Raw genomic sequence first — 18,664 nt, 5'->3', positions numbered from 1 at the left:
AAATAGCCTGGTATGCTTCGATACAGCAGGAGCCGAATGGCTGGAAGACCGTCACCACACAGTTCTACATCCAGGAATTCAGTGAGTATATTGCGCCACTGCAGGATGCTGTAGATCTGGAAATCGCAACGGAGGAAGAAAGATCGTTGCTGGAGGCATGGAATAAATATCGGGTATTGTTGAATCGTGTTGATACATCAACTGCACCTGATATTGAGTGGCCTGCAAATCCTGTCAGGGAGTAATCATTGGGATTATGCCGCAGACACGTCGTATGCAGGAACGTGCTGCGGTTAGTTTGTGAGCTTTCGATAGTGGTTGTTATTTTTGCCCTTATTTGTTCCGGAGGCCATGGTTCAATGGTCCGTCTGCCCCCTGTGGTGATGTCAGCAAAATCAGCCACTGCGCGAACCACAATAGCCCGGGAAGATGCTGAAGATCACCAGGTAAAGCTGTCAGCGCAGAAACTGGAAGAACTGCTCGCATCAATGGTTAAGGATGAGGTTGATCGCAATGATGGGATTTATTGACGTCAGCGAGAGCAGAAGGAAGAACTGAATAACCTGAATGATTTACGCTCAATCAGAGCGATGATGATTGGCAGTAATTAGCGGTCAATTTCGGTTTTTTTGGCTGTGCGCTCCCCGCCCAGCATTGCGCGTCAATTAGCCCCAAAAAAACGAAAAAGTTACAATCAAGTAAAAAATTCCTTCTGCAAAACTAAAAAAGATTTCAATAAAATCAGACAGTTAAAAGCATAAAAAAAGGTACAAAAAAAACATCTCAAAGTCTTGTTTTTTGCTTCAAATACAATTGGTTATTGTGTTTTTTGAAACCTACCAGTGTGGTACATGGATATCGATACCACCGCCAATTATAAACTGGGCGGTGCACAGCAACACGATAGCGTACGCCTCGATCCGTGGGTGTTTATGTTCTCAGCAGGATATCGTTTTTAATTCCGCACAAAAACGACCCCGTAATATACGGGGTCAATAAGGACATGGTATAAAGGGTATTATTTCTTCGCTTCTACGCCATCAGTTTCAGAGCGAATTAAAAATTTCTCAGTTGTTTGCGGAATATGCTGAATCAGCCAGTCGGCCATTTCTTTTTCCTCATTTAAAATCGCTTCGATGGTTGGAATTGAAGCTGTATCACCGGCATTTTTTGCTGCTGCTAATAGTGAGGTGTAACAGGCGATTTCAAATTGCTCGAAGACATATCCGCTAATAGAGCCTTTGACTATTTCATCAGAAGGGAATATACCACCGATTGACTGCCCAAGCGCAGCCATTTTACTCATGGAATCTTTAATGACTGAACGTGAAATGTCATTACGATCAAGAATAGTTTCCAGTTGAACAATCTGGTTTTTGGTTTCACTAAGATGTTGTTCAATACGAGCGCGTAGTTCAGGATAATTATCTATACGGCTGGCCATGGATTCAAGCATAGATTCGGCTTGCTTTTCCATTGCATGGGCGTCACGTAACCAGTCATGATAATGTTCAATACGATTCATGAAAATGTCCTCTTTATAAAATGACTAAAAGTTAAAGTTCATATTTCAGGCTTTATTTTCGGCTTTCTTATTTACGTTATTAAGGGCCAGATCAGTCAGTTTGATGTCGGTGGCCTTTTCTTCTTCAAGAGTTTCTTTCAGAAGCTTAGCTGCTTTACGGTAACCTAATTGTTCAGCCAGCGTCGCTAATGTCCCGTAACTGGCAATCTCATAATGCTCGACTTTCTGTGCTGCGGCAATCAGTGCGACATCACGCACTTCGTTTTTCTCGGTACTTTCGATGACCTCATTAGCTTCTTCAATAAGACCTTCCATTGCCACACATTTCATGCGCTTAATTTTCAGATTCGATTCTGATTCCACAACTTGATCAATACGTTCAATCTGTCCATGTGTTTCCTCGAGGTGCGCATGAAAAGCCTGACTTAATTTTTCGTTTGATGTTGCTCTAGCGAGTTTTGCCAGTGCACGTGTTAATTGTTTTTCTGCACTGTAGGTGTCTGAAAGCAGGTGAATAAATACATCTTCAATGGTCTTCATATTCATATTTTTCTCCAGTGAAATCACTGCGAGCCATACGGCCCGCAGATGCAATTATCTTTATCAGCTGATATTAATAATGAACGGTGAATCAGGATTTTCCTGATTTATTACCACCGCTTTGTTGACCGCCTTTTTTACCCGCTTCAGATGCGCGTTGCGGATCATTTTTAAAATTACCGCCGCTATGCTGACCGCCTTTACGGCCTGCGTCGGATGCCTTCTCACGGTCTTCGGCGAAATTTCCTGAACCACCACGATGTTCGGCCATGTTATTTCTCCCGTTGCGTTGCGTTGCGTTGCATTGTTTGATTAATATGAGTGTTGTGTGTCGACACTCATTAAAATTAGTCGCAAATGAGTATTAGTCAAATTAAGCGTAACGAGAAAAAAGAGGGAAAATATATTTTGAGGAACATTCTGGATATATTAACAATAGCCTGAGGAATAAGTGACTTAGAGAAAATTATTGATTTTACTGGTGTTATGTTGCGGGATTAATTTGTTTGATTATATTACTGTTGGGCGGAAAAATGACGTAAGTTGACGTTCGACAGGGGTAAACGAAACGGTAGAAAGATAAATATTAAATGAATTTAGGATTTTTCCGGCTTCGTTAAAGAAAGTTAAAATGCCGCCAGCGGAACTGGCGGCTGTGGGATTAACTGCGCGTCGCCGCTTTCATCGGTTGTACAAAAGCTTTCAGTGCCGCCAGCATTTTCTCTGGCTCATTAATATGTTGCTCGATGATTTTAACGATGGCCGAACCAGAAATCGCGCCCGCAGCTCCTGCATCAATCGCTGCTTTTACCTGATCCGGGGCGGAAATACCAAATCCCTGCAATGGAGGCGCAGCATTGTATTCTTTCAGCTTCGTGACCAGATGATTGAGGGGTAACGCGGCGCGGTTTTCTGCGCCGGTCACGCCCGCACGTGACAATAAATAGGTGTATCCACGACCGTAGGAGGCTATCTGGCGCAGCAAATCATCGTCGGCATTCGGCGGGCAAATAAAGATAGGTGCGACATTATGACGCAACGCGGCCTGGCGGAAGGGCGCGGACTCTTCAACTGGCACATCGGCAACCAGCACCGAATCGACGCCGACTTTTTCGCACTGGGCATAAAACTCATCAACGCCTTTGTTAAACACCAGATTGGCATACATCAACAGGCCAATGGGAATGGTCGGGTGTTTCTGGCGAATCAGTGCCAGCATTTCAAAACATTGTGCCGGAGTCACACCTGCCGCAAAGGCGCGCAGAGTGGCGTTTTGAATGGTCGGGCCATCCGCCAGTGGGTCGGAGAAGGGGATACCTAACTCCAGCGCGTCAGCACCGGCTTCAATTAGCGTATCGATAATTTTCAGCGACTGCTCAATGCCCGGATCACCGAGCGTGACGAAAGGAACGAATGCGCCTTCATGGCGCTCCTTCAAACGGATAAATAGAGATTCGTAGCGTTCCATCAGATTTCCCCTCGTGCTTTCAAAATATCGTGAACGGTGAAGATGTCTTTATCGCCGCGACCGGAAAGGTTAACCACCAGTAGCTGCTCTTTTTCCGGATTTTCGCGCATCATTTTCAGCGCATGGGCCAGGGCGTGGGAGGATTCCAGCGCCGGGATGATCCCTTCATGCAGGCAAAGCGTTTTAAAGGCTTCCAGGGCTTCATCGTCGGTAATAGACACGTAATCAGCGCGTCCAGTGCTGTTGAGATACGCATGTTGCGGGCCGACGGACGGGAAATCCAGCCCGGCAGAAATGGAGTAAGACTCTTCAATTTGCCCGTCTTCGGTTTGCATCATCGGCGCTTTCATACCGAAATAGATGCCCACGCGACCATGTTTTAACGGTGCGCCGTGCTCGCCAGTTTCGATACCGTGGCCGCCAGGCTCCACACCAATCAGGCCGACGTCGGTTTCGTTGATGAAATCTGCAAACATGCCGATGGCATTCGAACCGCCGCCAACACAGGCGATAACCGCATCCGGCAGGCGACCTTCTCTTTCCAGAATCTGTGCTTTGGTTTCTTCGCCAATCATTCGCTGAAACTCACGGACAATGGTCGGATAAGGATGTGGGCCAGCTGCGGTGCCCAGCATATAGTGCGCGGTTTCATAACTGCCGGACCAGTCGCGCAGCGCCTCGTTACAGGCATCTTTCAGCGTCGCGGAACCGCTATGTACCGGGATCACTTCCGCACCCATTAAGCGCATACGAAAAACGTTTGGCGACTGGCGTTCAACGTCTTTGGCACCCATATAAATACGGCATTTCAGGCCGAGCAGGGCGCTGGCAAGGGCCGACGCCACGCCATGCTGACCGGCTCCGGTTTCGGCGATGATTTCCGTTTTACCCATCCGCTTCGCCAGCAACGCCTGTCCCAGCACCTGGTTAGTTTTATGCGCGCCGCCGTGCAGCAAATCTTCGCGCTTCAGATACAGCGTGGTGTTCGTCCCGGCTGTAATGTTCTGGCATTTGGTCAGCGCGGTTGGACGCCCGGCATAGTTTTTCAGCAGGTCGTTGAACTGAGCCTGAAATTCAGGATCTTTTTGCGCACTGACAAAAGCTTCTTCCAGCTGGCGCAGAGCAGGCATCAGGATTTGTGGCACGTACATGCCGCCAAACTCACCAAAATAGGGGTTAAGTAATGTTGTCATTGTTCCTTTCCTTAATATGCGCGCAGCGTCTGGAAAACCGAGGCCAAAAGACGTGCGTCTTTGATGCCCGGTTGCGACTCTACAGCAGAATTAAAATCAAGTCCGGCGCAGCCGGTTTGTGCCGCTTCCACGCAGTTATCTGCGCCTAAGCCCCCCGCCAGCAGAACGTTGCCAAGCGATTGACCGTTTAACAGTGACCAGTCGAAACGTTGTCCGCTCCCGCCCTGACCGTTGTCGAATACATATTTATCGATGTGCTGAAAATCGCGCGCGGGAAGAGTTTCACCGACACTTAAAGCCTTCCAGATGGCGACGTGTGCTGGCAGAGCCTCACGCAGAGTGTCGATATACAGCTGATCTTCTTTACCATGCAGTTGCACTGCCGCCAGCGATAACACCTTAGCTTTGTCCACCACATCGGCAATATCGTGATTGCGGAACACGCCAACATACTGCAACGGTGCCGCAGCCATCACTTCCTGCGCCTGTTCAACGTTGACGCAACGCGGTGATGTCGCAACAAAAATCAACCCACCGTAAATCGCGCCCGCGTCATAAGCTGCTTTAGCATCTTGCCCACGCGTCAGGCCACACACTTTATTCTCACCCAGCAACACCCGGCGCACGGCGGCGTTCAAATCGTCATGGGCCATCAACGCCGAACCAATCAGAAAACCGTTAGCGAAGTGGCTTAACTCGCGCACCTGAGCGTAAGTATTGATGCCGGATTCGCTGATTACCGTCACGTTGTGCCCCAGTTTCGGTGCAAGCTCGCGGGTACGGTTGAGATCAATCGACAAATCGCGCAGATCGCGGTTGTTGATGCCAACGACCTTTGCCCCCAATGCAATGGCGCGCTCCAGTTCCTCTTCATTACTGACTTCGGTCAGCACACCCATCTCCAGACTGTGGGCGACGGCGGCAAGCTGGCGATATTGTTCGTCATCCAGTACTGAAAGCATTAATAAGCAGGCATCAGCCTGGTAATAGCGCGCCAGATAGATCTGGTAAGGGTCGATAATAAAGTCTTTACATAAAATCGGCTGTGGGGCGATTTGGCTGACAATGGGGAGGAAATCAAAGCTCCCCTGAAAATATTTCTCGTCAGTCAGCACCGAAATTGCCGAAGCGTAATTTCTGTAGACGGTTGCAATGCGTGCCGGATCGAAATCATCACGGATCACGCCTTTTGACGGCGACGCTTTTTTACACTCCAGAATAAACGCCGTGCGTGCGCCCTGAAGTGCATCATAAAAATGTCGCGTGCTCGGCTGAACCTCATTCTGAAAACTGGCCAGCGGTTGCTGCTCTTTGCGGGTTTCTACCCAAATCGCCTTGTCTGCGACGATTTTCGCTAAAACGGTTTGCATCATTTACCCTCGTGCCGCCAGTGCGGTGACTCTGTCGTAAGCGGAACCACTGCGCAGTACCTCAAGAACGGTTTGCGCATTGGCTTGCAGATCTTCATGGCCATGCAGGCGCATTAACATGGCGACATTCGCCGCGACGGCTGCTTCATGGGCGGCGTCGCCTTTACCTTGTAACAAGCGTGTTAAAATGTCACGGTTTTCTTCCGGTGTTCCGCCTGCCAATTGCTCCTGGTGGTAGGGTGTCAGGCCAAAGTCTTCTGCGGTGAGCTGATAGCTTTTAATTTCGCCGTCATGCAGTTCGGCAACGATTGTCGGCGCGTGTAATGAAACTTCATCCATCCCGCCGCTGTGCACCACCGCCGCGCGTTGATACCCCAGCACGCGCAAGGTTTCGGCAATCGGCAGCACCAGCTCCGGGCTGTAGACACCAATTAACGCCAGCGGAGGATGCGCCGGGTTAATTAATGGCCCCAGAACATTGAACAGGGTGCGGGTTTTCAGTTGCTGGCGAACCGGCATTGCATGGCGGAATCCGGTGTGATATTTCGGCGCAAAGAGGAAACAGACGCCTAACTCATCCAGCGCCTGGCGCGATTTATCGGCGTTCATATCAAGATTAATACCGAACGCCGCCAGCAGATCCGACGAGCCGGATTTACTGGAGACGCTACGGTTGCCGTGTTTCGCCACTTTCAGCCCGCAGGCCGCGGCGACAAACGCACTGGCGGTAGAAATATTGATACTGTTGCTGCCGTCACCGCCAGTACCGACGATATCGGCAAACAGATAATCCGGGCGCGGGAACGGCGCGGCGTTTTCCAGTAGCGCGGTTGCTGCCCCGGCGATTTCATTCGGGTGCTCGCCGCGAATTTTCATGCTCACCAGCGCCGCCGCCAGTTGTTCCGGTTTCAGTTCGCCACGCACCACCGCTGAAAATAGCTGGTGGCTTTCCTGCTGACTAAGGGTCTGCGCCTGATACAGTTTTTCCAGAATCGGTTGCAGCGTGTTGGTTGGCTCTAGTTTCTGCTGCGCCCAGGCCAGCGTTTGTTCCAGCAGGCGAGCGCCCTGGGTAGTAAGAATGGATTCCGGATGGAACTGGAATCCACAAACGCGATCCGCATCATGGCGCACCGCCATCACCATGCCATTAAAATGGGCGTTGATGGTTAAACCTGCCGGAATATTACTGCCAACCAGCGAGTGATAACGCGCCACTGGCAGCGGGTTTGTTAATCCGGCAAACATCGCCTGACCGTCATGTTCAATGCTCGACGCTTTACCGTGAAGAATTTCGCCCGCCTGACCGACATAGCCCCCGTAAGCTTCGACAATCGCCTGATGACCGAGGCAAATGCCAATAATTGGCAGCTTGCCGCGCAGGCGGGTGAGGAGTTCCGGCATACAACCGGCTTCGCTCGGCACACCGGGGCCAGGAGAGAGCATCAGCACCGGATTGCTCATCGTCGCCAGGCGTTCAATTAAGGTCTGCGCCGGAATATGGTTGCGGTAAATCACCACGTTATGACCATTGCTGCGCAACTGATCTGCCAGGTTGTAAGTAAAAGAATCGATATTATCGAGCAGCAGAATGTCAGCCATCAGAAGGTCTCCTGTGCATGATGCGCGGTGGCAATAGCGCGCAGTACAGCGCGGGCTTTATTACGGGTTTCGTCGGCTTCCGACTGCGGAACAGAATCAAGGACTACGCCAGCACCGGCTTGCACGGTGGCGATACCGTTTTCCACCAGCGCCGAGCGGATCACAATGCAGGTGTCGAGATCGCCATGCGCGGTAAAATAACCTACCGCGCCGCCGTAGCTGCCGCGTCGACGACCTTCTGCTTCGGCAATTAACTGCATAGCGCGTACTTTCGGCGCACCGCTTAACGTCCCCATATTCATACAGGCGCGGTAAGCGTGCAGGGCGTCGAGATCGTGGCGCAGCTCACCAACAACGCGGGAGACCAGGTGCATCACGTAAGAGTAACGGTCAACTTTGGTGAGATCGGCAACGTAGCGGCTGCCGGGTGTGCAAATGCGAGCCAGGTCATTACGGGCGAGATCCACCAGCATCAGATGTTCAGAAAGCTCTTTATGGTCGGTACGCATTTCGAGTTCGATGCGGCTGTCGAGGTCTCTGTCCAGTGAACCATCGGCACGACGACCGCGTGGGCGTGTTCCGGCAATCGGGTAGATCTCAATCTGGCGGCTGGTGGCGTCATACTTGAGCGAACTTTCCGGCGACGCGCCAAACAGGGTGAAATCATTATCCTGCATAAAAAACATGTACGGGCTGGGATTACTCTTTTTCAGCACGTAATAAGCCGCCAGCGGTGACGGGCAGGGCAGAGAGAAACGGCGAGATGGCACCACCTGGAAAATTTCTCCGGCGCGAATCGCTTTTTGCAACAAACGCACTACGCCACCGAACTCTTCATCGCTCTGGTTACATTCACAACGCATATGCGGCACGGAAACCACCGGCAGCGGTGGCGCGGTTTCGGTCAGTTGCTGGCGAAGTTCGTTCAGGCGAGCAGTGAGACGTTGTTTTTCTTCTTCATTTGGAGTAAACAGGCTGGCCTGAATGCGGGTGCTTTTCTTCTGATGGTCAATCACCATCAGCGTTTCAGCGAGATAAAAACAGAAATCAGGGCAGTTATTTTCCGCTGACAATTGCGGTAAATCTTCAAATCCCGCCACAAGGTCATAAGAGAACAGGCCGCCGAAGAACATTGCTTCTCGTTCTTCCTTCGGTACATTCAACAGATTCTGCAATATGCGGAAAGCGTCAAAAACCGAAAGGGAGCATAAGCGGGCGTCTTCATCCAGCAATGGACTGACAGGGGGGAAGCGCAGCACGCGGCAGTTTGGTGATTGTTCATTTTCCACACCCGCAGGCAGGGCGTTATCCAGTAATGCCAGCAGAGCTTCGCCATTGCCGGAAAGTGCCTGAATAGTGACAGTGTCACCTAATGCTGTAATGCGCAGCGCACTGTCCACTAGCAATAGACTTTTTAAATCATCTTTGCTGTCGATATCTGCGGATTCCAGCAGCAGCGTTGCCGGACGATCCCCACACAACTGGTGAAAAAGCGCAGTCGGGTTGTCGCGATAAGCACCTTTGCAAGTTAGCAGTTCGAGAGTCGGTTTTTGTGTTTGCATTGTTATTCTCTAATTTTGTTCAAAAAAAAGCCCGCTAATTAGGCGGGCTGGGTATCTGATTGCTTTACGCATGGTGAATACACTGCCCGTTTCAGGAAGTGCGCCACCAACCTTTCAGTACGAAAATTGCTTTCATTGTCGATACCCTTTTTACGTGAACTTGCGTACTAGTTAACTAGTTCGATGATTAATTGTCAACAGCTCATTTCAGAATATTTGCCAGAACCGTTATGATGTCGGCGCAAAAAACATTATCCAGAACGGGAGTGCGCCTTGAGCGACACGAATTACGCAGTGATTTACGACCTGCACAGCCATACCACAGCTTCCGATGGCTGCCTGACGCCAGAAGCATTGGTGCACCGTGCAGTCGAGATGCGCGTCGGCACCCTGGCGATCACCGACCATGACACCACAGCTGCAATTGCACCAGCAAGAGAGGAAATTTCACGTTCGGGACTGGCGCTGAATCTTATTCCCGGCGTGGAAATTTCCACGGTCTGGGAAAATCATGAAATTCATATTGTCGGGCTGAATATTGATATTACTCATCCGCTAATGTGCGAGTTCCTCGCGCAGCAGACAGAACGGCGCAATCAGCGGGCGCAGCTGATTGCCGAAAGACTTGAAAAAGCGCAAATACCTCGGGCACTGGAAGGCGCGCAACGACTGGCGCAGGGCGGTGCGGTGACGCGCGGTCATTTTGCGCGTTTCCTTGTGGAGTGCGGAAAAGCCAGTTCAATGGCGGATGTCTTTAAAAAGTATCTGGCGCGCGGGAAAACCGGATACGTTCCGCCACAGTGGTGTACAATAGAACAAGCTATTGATGTCATTCATCATTCTGGCGGTAAGGCGGTGCTAGCTCATCCTGGGCGGTACAATCTTAGTGCTAAATGGCTGAAAAGATTGGTTGCGCATTTTGCCGAACACCACGGCGACGCGATGGAAGTCGCGCAGTGCCAGCAATCGCCCAATGAACGCACCCAGCTGGCGACACTTGCGCGTCAGCATCATTTACGGGCATCACAAGGATCTGATTTTCATCAGCCATGCCCGTGGATCGAACTGGGTCGTAAACTCTGGCTGCCCGCAGGCGTTGAAGGCGTCTGGCAGCTATGGGAACAGCCGCAGAACACCACAGAGAGGGAATTATGAGCCAGTTTTTTTATATTCATCCTGATAACCCGCAGCAACGTCTGATCAACCAGGCGGTGGAGATCGTGCGTAAAGGCGGGGTGATTGTTTATCCAACTGATTCCGGCTATGCGCTCGGCTGTAAAATTGAAGATAAAAACGCGATGGAGCGTATTTGTCGTATTCGCCAGCTGCCGGACGGTCACAACTTTACCCTGATGTGTCGCGATCTTTCTGAACTCTCGACCTATTCATTTGTCGATAACGTTGCGTTTCGTTTGATGAAAAACAACACGCCAGGCAACTATACCTTCATCCTGAAGGGGACGAAGGAGGTGCCACGCCGTCTGTTGCAGGAAAAACGCAAAACCATCGGTATGCGCGTGCCGTCTAACCCGATTGCGCAGGCGCTGCTTGAAGCACTGGGCGAACCGATGCTTTCCACTTCGCTAATGCTGCCAGGCAGTGAATTTACCGAATCCGATCCGGAAGAAATTAAAGACCGTCTGGAAAAACAGGTGGATTTGATTATTCACGGCGGCTATCTCGGGCAGAAACCAACAACGGTTATTGATCTTACCGATGATACGCCGGTCGTGGTGCGTGAAGGCGTAGGTGATGTGAAGCCTTTCTTATAACAAATTGCGTTCCACGGATGGAAGACTATGGCAGGGAAGTTTCGCTGCATTTTGCTGTTGATAGCAGGGCTGTTTGTATCATCTCTAAGTTATGCGGAAAACACGGAGATCCCTTCTTATGAAGAAGGGATCTCGCTCTTTGATGTTGAAGCCACTCTGCAACCGGATGGGGTGCTCGACATCAAAGAAAATATTCATTTTCAGGCGCGAAATCAGCAGATTAAGCACGGATTTTATCGTGATTTACCGCGACTCTGGATGCAGCCTGATGGGGACGCTGCACTGCTGAACTATCATATTGTTGGCGTCACCCGTGATGGTATTCCTGAACCCTGGCATCTTGACTGGCATATCGGGTTAATGAGTATTGTCGTGGGCGATAAACAACGTTTCTTGCCTCAAGGCGACTATCATTATCAAATTCATTATCAGGTTAAAAATGCTTTCCTGCGTGAAGGGGATTCTGATCTGCTAATCTGGAACGTGACCGGTAACCACTGGCCGTTTGAAATTTATAAGACCCTATTTTCACTCAAGTTGCCTGATATTGCGGGTAATCCATTTAGCGAAATCGATCTCTTTACTGGAGAAGAGGGCGACACATATCGAAATGGCCGCATCCTTGAGGACGGAAGAATTGAATCCCGCGATCCGTTTTATCGTGAAGATTTCACGGTACTCTACCGCTGGCCTCACGCTTTACTTAGCAATGCCCCGGCTCCACAAACGACGAATATTTTCAGCCATCTTCTTTTACCCTCCACGTCATCGTTGTTAATTTGGTTTCCTTGTCTATTCCTGGTTTGTGGATGGTTATATCTCTGGAAGCGCAGGCCGCAATTTACGCCGGTAGATGTGATTGAAACCGATGTCATTCCGCCAGATTACACGCCCGGCATGTTACGTCTCGATGCGAAGCTGGTTTACGACGATAAAGGTTTTTGTGCCGATATCGTAAATCTGATTGTGAAAGGAAAAATTCATCTGGAAGATCAGTATGATAAGAACCAGCAAATCCTGATTCGTGTTAATGAAGGCGCGACCAGAAATAATGCGGTATTACTGCCCGCAGAGCAGTTATTACTGGAAGCGTTATTTCGTAAAGGCGATAAGGTCGTTCTTACGGGGAGACGCAACAGAGTCTTACGCAGGGCATTTTTACGGATGCAGAAATTTTATCTGCCGCGTAAAAAGTCTTCGTTTTATCGACCAGATACGTTTTTGCAATGGGGCGGAATGGCGATATTGGCGGTCATTCTCTACGGTAACCTGAGTCCCGTAGGTTGGGCAGGAATGAGTCTGGTTGGCGATATGTTTATTATGATCTGCTGGCTTCTTCCTTTTTTATTTTGTTCCCTTGAGCTTTTGTTTGCCCGCGATGATGACAAGCCTTGCGTTAATCGTGTAATCATCACTTTGTTTTTACCGCTGATTTGTTCAGGCGTGGCCTTTTATTCTCTCTATATCAATGTCGGAGATGTATTCTTTTACTGGTATATGCCAGCGGGTTATTTTAGCGCTGTTTTCCTGACCGGTTATCTCACTGGCATGGGGTATATTTTTCTGCCAAAGTTTACCCAAACTGGGCAGCAACGTTATGCCCACGGTGAAGCTATCGTTAACTATCTTGCGCGTAAAGAGGCAGCAACACACAGTGGGCGGCGGCGGAAAGGGGAAACACGGAAACTGGATTACGCGTTGCTAGGTTGGGCAGTCTCGGCAAACCTTGGAAAAGAATGGGCAGCACGTATCACCCCATCACTCACAGCGGCTGTTCACGCCCCGGAAATTACCCGTAGTGGCGTTTTGTTTTCATTACAGATGCACCTGAGCCTGGGGGCCAATACCAGTTTGTTGGGGCGAAGTTATTCCGGTGGTGGTGCTGGCGGCGGGGCGGGTGGCGGAGGCGGTGGTGGCTGGTAATTAAGCTGATGTTAATCGAAACAAGCTTTAACCATAAAGATAGTGTAGTATGTTGCGCCTCAAAGCCAGGCCGATAAACGTCGAGTCGTTTACTTAAGGCCTGAAGAGTTCAAACAGACTTTACTATCAGTGAGTCAGATGTAAGTTCTGACTCACTGTTGCACAAAAGCATATCAGACGCCTGGGAAGGCGACACCAAAAGGAAGCTCTATGAGCGAAAAGCTACAGAAAGTGCTGGCGCGTGCCGGCCACGGCTCTCGCCGTGAAATCGAATCTATTATTGAAGCCGGTCGTGTGAGTGTTGATGGCAAAATTGCTAAACTCGGCGATCGCGTTGAAGTTACCCCTGGATTGAAAATCCGTATCGATGGTCACCTGATTTCGGTACGTGAGTCCGCTGAACAAATTTGTCGCGTTCTGGCCTATTACAAACCGGAAGGTGAGTTGTGTACCCGTAACGATCCGGAAGGACGTCCAACGGTGTTTGACCGTCTGCCAAAACTGCGTGGCGCACGCTGGATTGCCGTGGGTCGCCTGGACGTTAACACCTGTGGTCTGCTGCTGTTCACCACCGATGGTGAACTGGCAAACCGTTTAATGCACCCAAGCCGTGAAGTTGAACGTGAATATGCCGTGCGTGTATTTGGTCAGGTTGACGACGCGAAACTGCGTGATTTGAGTCGTGGCGTGCAGTTGGAAGATGGTCCGGCAGCCTTTAAAACCATCAAGTTCAGCGGCGGCGAAGGGATCAACCAGTGGTACAACGTTACTCTGACCGAAGGCCGTAACCGTGAAGTTCGTCGTCTTTGGGAAGCTGTTGGTGTGCAGGTGAGCCGCCTGATCCGTGTTCGTTACGGTGATATCCCACTGCCAAAAGGTCTGCCACGCGGTGGCTGGACGGAGCTGGACCTCGCCCAGACTAACTATCTGCGTGAGCTGGTGGAACTACCGCCAGAAACCAGCTCTAAAGTTGCTGTAGAAAAAGACCGTCGTCGTATGAAGGCGAATCAAATTCGTCGTGCGGTGAAACGTCACAGCCAGGTCAGCGGCGGTCGTCGTTCTGGTGGACGTAATAATAACGGTTAATTTAAGTTAAGTATAAAATAAAGGCCCTGCGGGGCCTTTTCTTCATTTGAAGTATGATAAATAGTCGCAGTATTTTAATTTAATTTCATACTTGCTTATGAATATTACCAGGAAATAGCCACATTACTATTTAATTATCTGAGATAAACTCAACGTCAAGAGGTGGGTTATGATTAGATATAGTGGAATATTTCTATCGCTGTTAATGCTTTCAGGTTGTGCAACCGAAGCATTGAAGAATGAACAAGCTGAAACTGTTATTACTGCGGGTAACAAGGCGGTTGCGGCGAATGCAAGTTTCTTTAAACAATACTATGCTTCTCGTGAAAACTTCCTTGTTAATTTTTATGCGACTAATCCGGATTGTGCATTGCGACCTGATTATGAAACGATTATGGAAAATAATACTAATAAAGAGTCCTTATGTTTGCAATCAGAGAAAGGGGGCAAAACATCGTATAAAGATATTACTAAAATTCAATTGGCAACAACAGAAAAACAAAAACTACTGGCTTCACTTGAGGTCGTTAACAGTATGAGCTCCTATGTGGAGTTGTTGACGGTGGGTATGGATGTTGAGGATAGTAAACAAATTATATTACTTAATCAGGCGCTCGATCACGCAAACAACGCCCAAAAACTACTTGGCTTTTCAGAAGGTGAAGAACTGACTAAGTCAGCTGTGGCTGTTAAAGATTTAGTTCAATATTTCAATGGATTATACAAAGAGAAGATTAAATCAGAAAATGTTGGTAAAGCGGTAGGTAGTGACTGGCCACGACTTCAAAGAAATTTACAAGATTTACTTGATGATATAGCAACGAAACAGCAGCAAATGGATCGGAATAATTTTGCGAACATCAGTAATAATTTTTATTACTATAATAAGGCCCGGGAAAATACTAAAAATATAGAATTTAAGACATTAAAGAGCAGGCAGGAATTTTTGAGTGCAGTAATTAATCTTAATGAAAGCAGATTGCGTTCATCTGATCCGGCGGCTCCAGCAATACAAGCTATTAATGCCTTCATGGATAAAGGAAATCATCTACAAGATTTATACTCTAATAAATCTCTTTCAAAAGCGGATTTAGAGCGTAGGAATGAGATCCTGCGTGCTCAAGTTATTAGTGGTCTTCAGGCGTCAGAGGAGCTGGCAAAACTTCTTATTGCCAGCGGAGTTATGTTATAGGAGGTCATTATGAACGATGTGCAAAATCGACGAATACTGGCATTGCTCAATATGCTGTACTATGCCTTAGGAAACCGAACAACTTGCGATATATGTCACAAATATTTTATTCTGGTTTTGTCGGTAATGAATAATCTGACAATTAATTATGGCTCGCAAACGTCACCAGAACTGACTGGTATTAGTTATGAAGATGCTAATGATTTGATCACTGAATTAATACTGTTTATTGAAGACGTCAATGCGGATAATGACATGGAATATCCCGCACACTTGAATAAAATTCAAGCTCTTCTTAATTTTGCCGTGGCTAATTAAGCCATTCAGTATCTAAAATTAGCACCTCAAGAGGCGATCTTTTGAGGTGCTTTCACTTAGTAATCAATCCCTATCTGTGCTTTTACGCCAGCATCAAACGCATGTTTCACGGGGCGTAACTCACTTACCGTATCCGCCAGTTCGAGTATATCCCGATGACAGCCTCGACCCGTAATAATGACGGTTTGCTGATGTGGACGTTCATTTAACGCCTGAATCACTTCTTCAGGTGGCAAATAGTCATACGCGACCATATAAGTCAGCTCATCGAGCAAAACCATATCCAGTGAGGGATCTGCCAACATCCGTTTGGCATGTTGCCAGACTTCGCGGCAGGCGGCGGTATCAGATTCGCGGTTTTGCGTATCCCAGGTAAAGCCCGTTGCCATCACCTGAAATTCAACGCCGTGTGGTTCCAGCAGATTTCGTTCGCCATTAGGCCAGGTGCCTTTAATAAACTGCACGACGCCCACTTTTTTTCCGTGACCAACTGCGCGTGTTGCCGTACCAAATGCTGCGGTGGTTTTGCCTTTTCCATTGCCGGTAAAGACGATGATAATACCGCGTTCATCCTGGGCCTGGGCCACACGGGCATCTACTTTTTCTTTCACTCGCTGCTGACGCTGTTGGTAGCGTTCATCACTCATTGGGAAATTCCTGGTTTACGGCCCGGTTGGGCGTCAAAGGTCATGCCGGTTTTACGGCGGCTGTCATCGCCCATCAGCCAAAGGTAGAGCGGCATGATATCAGCGGGTGTTTTAAGTTTCTGTGGATCTTCGGTCGGGAAGGCGCTGGCACGCATTGCGGTGCGCGTACCGCCTGGGTTAATGCAGTTGACGCGCAGGCGCTGCTGATATTCATCGGCCAGTACCTGCATCATCCCTTCGGTGGCAAATTTCGACGCTGCATATGCGCCCCAGTTGGCTCGTCCCTGACGTCCAACGCTTGATGAAGTAAAGACCAGTGAACCGGCGTCCGATTTGAGTAATAAAGGAAGCAGTGCCTGGGTGAGCATAAAGGTGGCATTAACGTTGACCTGTATGACGTCCTGCCAGACCTGTGGATTTTGTTCGCTCATTGGACAAACATCGCCGAGCAATCCGGCATTATGCAAAACACCATCCAGACGCGGATAATTAACGGCAATGCGCTGTGCCAGTTGTTGGCAATCTTCGGACGTGCAGGTCAGCAAATCGAGAATAAACCACTGTGGCTGACGCCCAGTTTCTTCGTTTATGTGGCTGGCTACCTGACGTAATTTTTCTTCATTACGGCCCAACAGAATCACTGTCGCACCATAGCGTGCATACGTCATCGCGGCTTCACGACCAATACCATTGCTGGCTCCCGTCACCAGGATAATGCGATCATTGAGTAAATCTTGTTTTGGCTGGTAATGCATGGCTACTCCTCAACGACGTTGTCTGTCGCGCTGCCAGTGTACTTTAAGACTTTGGGGCTTTATGCCTGAAACAGAAGGGCATTTCAATCAGCCTGGGGCGATAACACCGCAAAATGGATACTTTGTCATACTTTCGCTGCAATAACATCTCTGCGAGACGGCTTAACATGCCTGTTGTAAACTGTGAGCCAAAGCGTTGTTTAACCAAGGTGGGGACTCGTGGAATTGTTGTCTGAATATGGTTTGTTTTTGGCGAAAATCGTTACCGTTGTGCTAGCGATTGCGGCGATTGCCGCCATTATAGTCAATGTTGCTCAACGTAATAAACGCCAGCGTGGCGAGTTACGGGTCAACAATCTCAGCGAACAGTATAAGGAGATGAAAGAAGAACTGGCCGCGGCGCTGATGGATTCACATCAGCAAAAACAGTGGCACAAAGCGCAGAAGAAAAAGCACAAGCAAGAAGCGAAAGCAGCAAAAGCGAAAGCCAAACTGGGCGAGGTGGCAACTGACAGTAAACCTCGCGTCTGGGTGCTGGATTTTAAAGGCAGCATGGACGCCCATGAAGTGAACTCGCTACGTGAAGAGATAACGGCGGTACTCGCAGCATTCAAACCGCAGGATCAGGTTGTGCTCCGTCTGGAAAGCCCTGGTGGCATGGTGCATGGTTACGGGTTGGCGGCTTCGCAGCTGCAGCGTCTGCGTGATAAAAACATTCCTTTAACTGTTACGGTAGACAAAGTCGCTGCCAGCGGCGGTTACATGATGGCCTGTGTGGCGGACAAAATTGTTTCCGCACCGTTTGCTATTGTGGGTTCCATTGGCGTGGTGGCACAAATGCCCAACTTTAACCGCTTCCTGAAAAGCAAAGATATTGATATCGAACTGCACACCGCCGGGCAGTATAAGCGCACGCTGACCTTGCTGGGTGAAAACACCGAAGAAGGGCGGGAGAAATTCCGCGAAGAGCTGAACGAAACGCATCAGTTATTTAAAGATTTTGTGAAGCGTATGCGTCCGTCTCTGGATATTGAACAGGTGGCAACGGGTGAACACTGGTACGGACAACAGGCGGTAGAGAAAGGCCTGGTTGATGAAATCAACACCAGTGATGAAGTTATTCTTAGCCTGATGGAAGGCCGTGAAGTGGTCAATGTACGCTATATGCAGCGTAAACGACTCATTGACCGATTCACCGGCAGCGCGGCAGAGAGCGCCGATCGATTGTTGCTACGCTGGTGGCAGCGGGGTCAAAAGCCATTGATGTAAAAGACAAACGCGAGGCTAAGACCTCGCGTTTTGCTTTAATCAACCAGGTGATATTTTTCTGAAAGCACATGGGCCAGGTGTTTGAACATATTAAACACCGCGGTGCTTTTGGCTGTTGGCAATCCTTGTTCATCTAAAAAGTAGTCGCCGGTAAATACCAGCACGCCATTACGCTGCGTGACGCCGGTGGCTTCAATCCCTGCGAGCGTATCCTCATGCTCACGAATGATTTTGTTGGCCTCTTTCAACAGCGTCTCGCGGTCGATGGGTTGTGTCTCTTTGTTCATTATTTACTCCTTAAACAAGGACATTAGTCTACGCCAGGCATGGCTTGCAGACAAATATACCACGCTGGTGGCAAGAGCGCCTTACTGGCAACTTTGGATTTTGCATGCTAATAAAGTTGCGTATCGGATTTTATCAGGTACAGTGTGACGCTTTCGTC

The 18,664-nt window shown here is 49.1% G+C and carries 20 protein-coding genes, 2 pseudogenes and 1 other annotated feature; of the genes and pseudogenes, 10 read left to right on the top strand and 12 right to left on the bottom strand.

Going from position 1 to position 18,664, the window contains the following annotated elements; translation table 11 throughout:
* The 3 genes and pseudogenes from ACJHYW_RS13340 to ACJHYW_RS13330 all read left to right on the top strand — a co-directional run.
* Nucleotides 1–245, top strand: a 245-nt coding sequence (locus tag ACJHYW_RS13340) for a tail fiber assembly protein (protein ID WP_280741111.1), incomplete at its 5' end; no start/stop codon positions are given.
* 96 nt (nucleotides 246–341) lie between these two features.
* Nucleotides 342–611 (top strand): annotated as a pseudogene (locus tag ACJHYW_RS13335) (DUF4376 domain-containing protein); the annotation flags it as partial.
* A gap of 222 nt (nucleotides 612–833) precedes the next feature.
* A pseudogene (locus tag ACJHYW_RS13330) lies at nucleotides 834–959 on the top strand (OmpW family outer membrane protein); the annotation flags it as partial.
* A 59-nt stretch (nucleotides 960–1,018) separates the two neighbouring features.
* Here ACJHYW_RS13330 and ACJHYW_RS13325 read toward each other — a convergent pair.
* The 9 genes from ACJHYW_RS13325 to trpL form a co-directional block, all read right to left on the bottom strand.
* Nucleotides 1,019–1,525, bottom strand: coding sequence for a ferritin-like domain-containing protein (locus ACJHYW_RS13325; RefSeq protein WP_001079500.1), 507 nt, complete (start codon nucleotides 1,523–1,525; stop codon nucleotides 1,019–1,021).
* Nucleotides 1,526–1,570: 45 nt separating this feature from the next.
* Nucleotides 1,571–2,071: a ferritin-like domain-containing protein gene (locus ACJHYW_RS13320; RefSeq protein ID WP_001056497.1), complete on the bottom strand. Its 501-nt coding sequence runs from the start codon at nucleotides 2,069–2,071 to the stop codon at nucleotides 1,571–1,573.
* A gap of 85 nt (nucleotides 2,072–2,156) precedes the next feature.
* A complete protein-coding gene (locus ACJHYW_RS13315; RefSeq protein WP_000807651.1) occupies nucleotides 2,157–2,336 on the bottom strand; it encodes a general stress protein in 180 nt (59 codons plus the stop codon).
* Nucleotides 2,337–2,726: 390 nt separating this feature from the next.
* Nucleotides 2,727–3,533 carry a tryptophan synthase subunit alpha gene (trpA, locus tag ACJHYW_RS13310; protein ID WP_000443096.1) on the bottom strand — a complete coding sequence of 269 codons (807 nt, stop codon included), beginning with the start codon at nucleotides 3,531–3,533 and terminating at the stop codon, nucleotides 2,727–2,729.
* Nucleotides 3,533–4,726: a tryptophan synthase subunit beta gene (gene trpB / locus ACJHYW_RS13305; protein WP_000209513.1), complete on the bottom strand. Its 1,194-nt coding sequence runs from the start codon at nucleotides 4,724–4,726 to the stop codon at nucleotides 3,533–3,535. The genes trpA and trpB overlap by 1 nt, the downstream gene beginning before the upstream one ends.
* A gap of 11 nt (nucleotides 4,727–4,737) precedes the next feature.
* Nucleotides 4,738–6,099 carry a bifunctional indole-3-glycerol-phosphate synthase TrpC/phosphoribosylanthranilate isomerase TrpF gene (gene trpCF / locus ACJHYW_RS13300; protein WP_000983885.1) on the bottom strand — a complete coding sequence of 454 codons (1,362 nt, stop codon included), beginning with the start codon at nucleotides 6,097–6,099 and terminating at the stop codon, nucleotides 4,738–4,740.
* On the bottom strand, nucleotides 6,100–7,695 hold the full coding sequence (gene trpD / locus ACJHYW_RS13295; RefSeq protein WP_000763524.1) for a bifunctional anthranilate synthase glutamate amidotransferase component TrpG/anthranilate phosphoribosyltransferase TrpD: 1,596 nt from the start codon (nucleotides 7,693–7,695) through the stop codon (nucleotides 6,100–6,102).
* On the bottom strand, nucleotides 7,695–9,257 hold the full coding sequence (gene trpE / locus ACJHYW_RS13290; protein ID WP_001194633.1) for an anthranilate synthase component I: 1,563 nt from the start codon (nucleotides 9,255–9,257) through the stop codon (nucleotides 7,695–7,697). The genes trpD and trpE overlap by 1 nt, the downstream gene beginning before the upstream one ends.
* Before the next feature lie 21 nt (nucleotides 9,258–9,278).
* Nucleotides 9,279–9,372, bottom strand: a sequence feature (Trp leader region).
* The gene (gene trpL, locus ACJHYW_RS13285; protein WP_001700591.1) at nucleotides 9,349–9,393 is read right to left on the bottom strand and encodes a trp operon leader peptide; all 45 of its coding nucleotides are present in this window, start codon (nucleotides 9,391–9,393) and stop codon (nucleotides 9,349–9,351) included. Its footprint overlaps the feature before it by 24 nt.
* 137 nt (nucleotides 9,394–9,530) lie before the next feature.
* On the opposite strand from trpL, the gene rnm reads away from it, so the two are divergent.
* The 6 genes from rnm (at nucleotide 9,531) to ACJHYW_RS13255 (ending at nucleotide 15,548) form a co-directional block, all read left to right on the top strand.
* Nucleotides 9,531–10,412: an RNase RNM gene (rnm, locus tag ACJHYW_RS13280; protein WP_001285669.1), complete on the top strand. Its 882-nt coding sequence runs from the start codon at nucleotides 9,531–9,533 to the stop codon at nucleotides 10,410–10,412.
* Complete coding sequence (locus tag ACJHYW_RS13275; protein ID WP_001295575.1) at nucleotides 10,409–11,029, top strand: L-threonylcarbamoyladenylate synthase; 621 nt, start codon at nucleotides 10,409–10,411, stop codon at nucleotides 11,027–11,029. Before rnm ends, ACJHYW_RS13275 begins: the two co-directional genes overlap by 4 nt.
* 27 nt (nucleotides 11,030–11,056) lie before the next feature.
* Nucleotides 11,057–12,952, top strand: a complete 1,896-nt coding sequence (locus tag ACJHYW_RS13270) for a DUF2207 domain-containing protein (protein ID WP_001361671.1) — start codon at nucleotides 11,057–11,059, stop codon at nucleotides 12,950–12,952.
* Nucleotides 12,953–13,162: 210 nt separating this feature from the next.
* The gene (gene rluB, locus ACJHYW_RS13265; protein WP_001291217.1) at nucleotides 13,163–14,038 is read left to right on the top strand and encodes a 23S rRNA pseudouridine(2605) synthase RluB; all 876 of its coding nucleotides are present in this window, start codon (nucleotides 13,163–13,165) and stop codon (nucleotides 14,036–14,038) included.
* A 169-nt stretch (nucleotides 14,039–14,207) separates the two neighbouring features.
* Nucleotides 14,208–15,230, top strand: coding sequence for a hypothetical protein (locus ACJHYW_RS13260; RefSeq protein WP_000622020.1), 1,023 nt, complete (start codon nucleotides 14,208–14,210; stop codon nucleotides 15,228–15,230).
* Between the two features lie 9 nt (nucleotides 15,231–15,239).
* On the top strand, nucleotides 15,240–15,548 hold the full coding sequence (locus tag ACJHYW_RS13255) for a hypothetical protein (RefSeq protein ID WP_001000715.1): 309 nt from the start codon (nucleotides 15,240–15,242) through the stop codon (nucleotides 15,546–15,548).
* Between the two features lie 56 nt (nucleotides 15,549–15,604).
* On the opposite strand, the gene cobO is transcribed toward ACJHYW_RS13255, so the two are convergent.
* Both cobO and ACJHYW_RS13245 read right to left on the bottom strand, forming a co-directional pair.
* A complete protein-coding gene (gene cobO, locus ACJHYW_RS13250) occupies nucleotides 15,605–16,195 on the bottom strand; it encodes a cob(I)yrinic acid a,c-diamide adenosyltransferase (protein WP_001278895.1) in 591 nt (196 codons plus the stop codon).
* Nucleotides 16,192–16,950 (bottom strand): YciK family oxidoreductase, encoded by a 759-nt coding sequence (locus ACJHYW_RS13245; protein ID WP_000559302.1) that lies wholly within the window; start codon nucleotides 16,948–16,950, stop codon nucleotides 16,192–16,194. The genes cobO and ACJHYW_RS13245 overlap by 4 nt, the downstream gene beginning before the upstream one ends.
* 219 nt (nucleotides 16,951–17,169) lie before the next feature.
* Between ACJHYW_RS13245 and sohB the strand changes: the two genes are divergently transcribed.
* On the top strand, nucleotides 17,170–18,219 hold the full coding sequence (gene sohB, locus ACJHYW_RS13240) for a protease SohB (RefSeq protein WP_000422045.1): 1,050 nt from the start codon (nucleotides 17,170–17,172) through the stop codon (nucleotides 18,217–18,219).
* A gap of 35 nt (nucleotides 18,220–18,254) precedes the next feature.
* Here the strand turns inward: sohB and ACJHYW_RS13235 are convergent, their stop codons facing one another.
* Nucleotides 18,255–18,506, bottom strand: a complete 252-nt coding sequence (locus tag ACJHYW_RS13235) for a YciN family protein (RefSeq protein ID WP_001031530.1) — start codon at nucleotides 18,504–18,506, stop codon at nucleotides 18,255–18,257.
* Nucleotides 18,507–18,664: the final 158 nt, after the last annotated feature.

It is taken from the genome of Escherichia sp. WS3063 (assembly GCF_046486595.1).
GTDB classification, from domain to species: Bacteria; Pseudomonadota; Gammaproteobacteria; order Enterobacterales; family Enterobacteriaceae; genus Escherichia; species Escherichia coli.
This window is presented reverse-complemented; position numbering and strand designations above follow the sequence as displayed.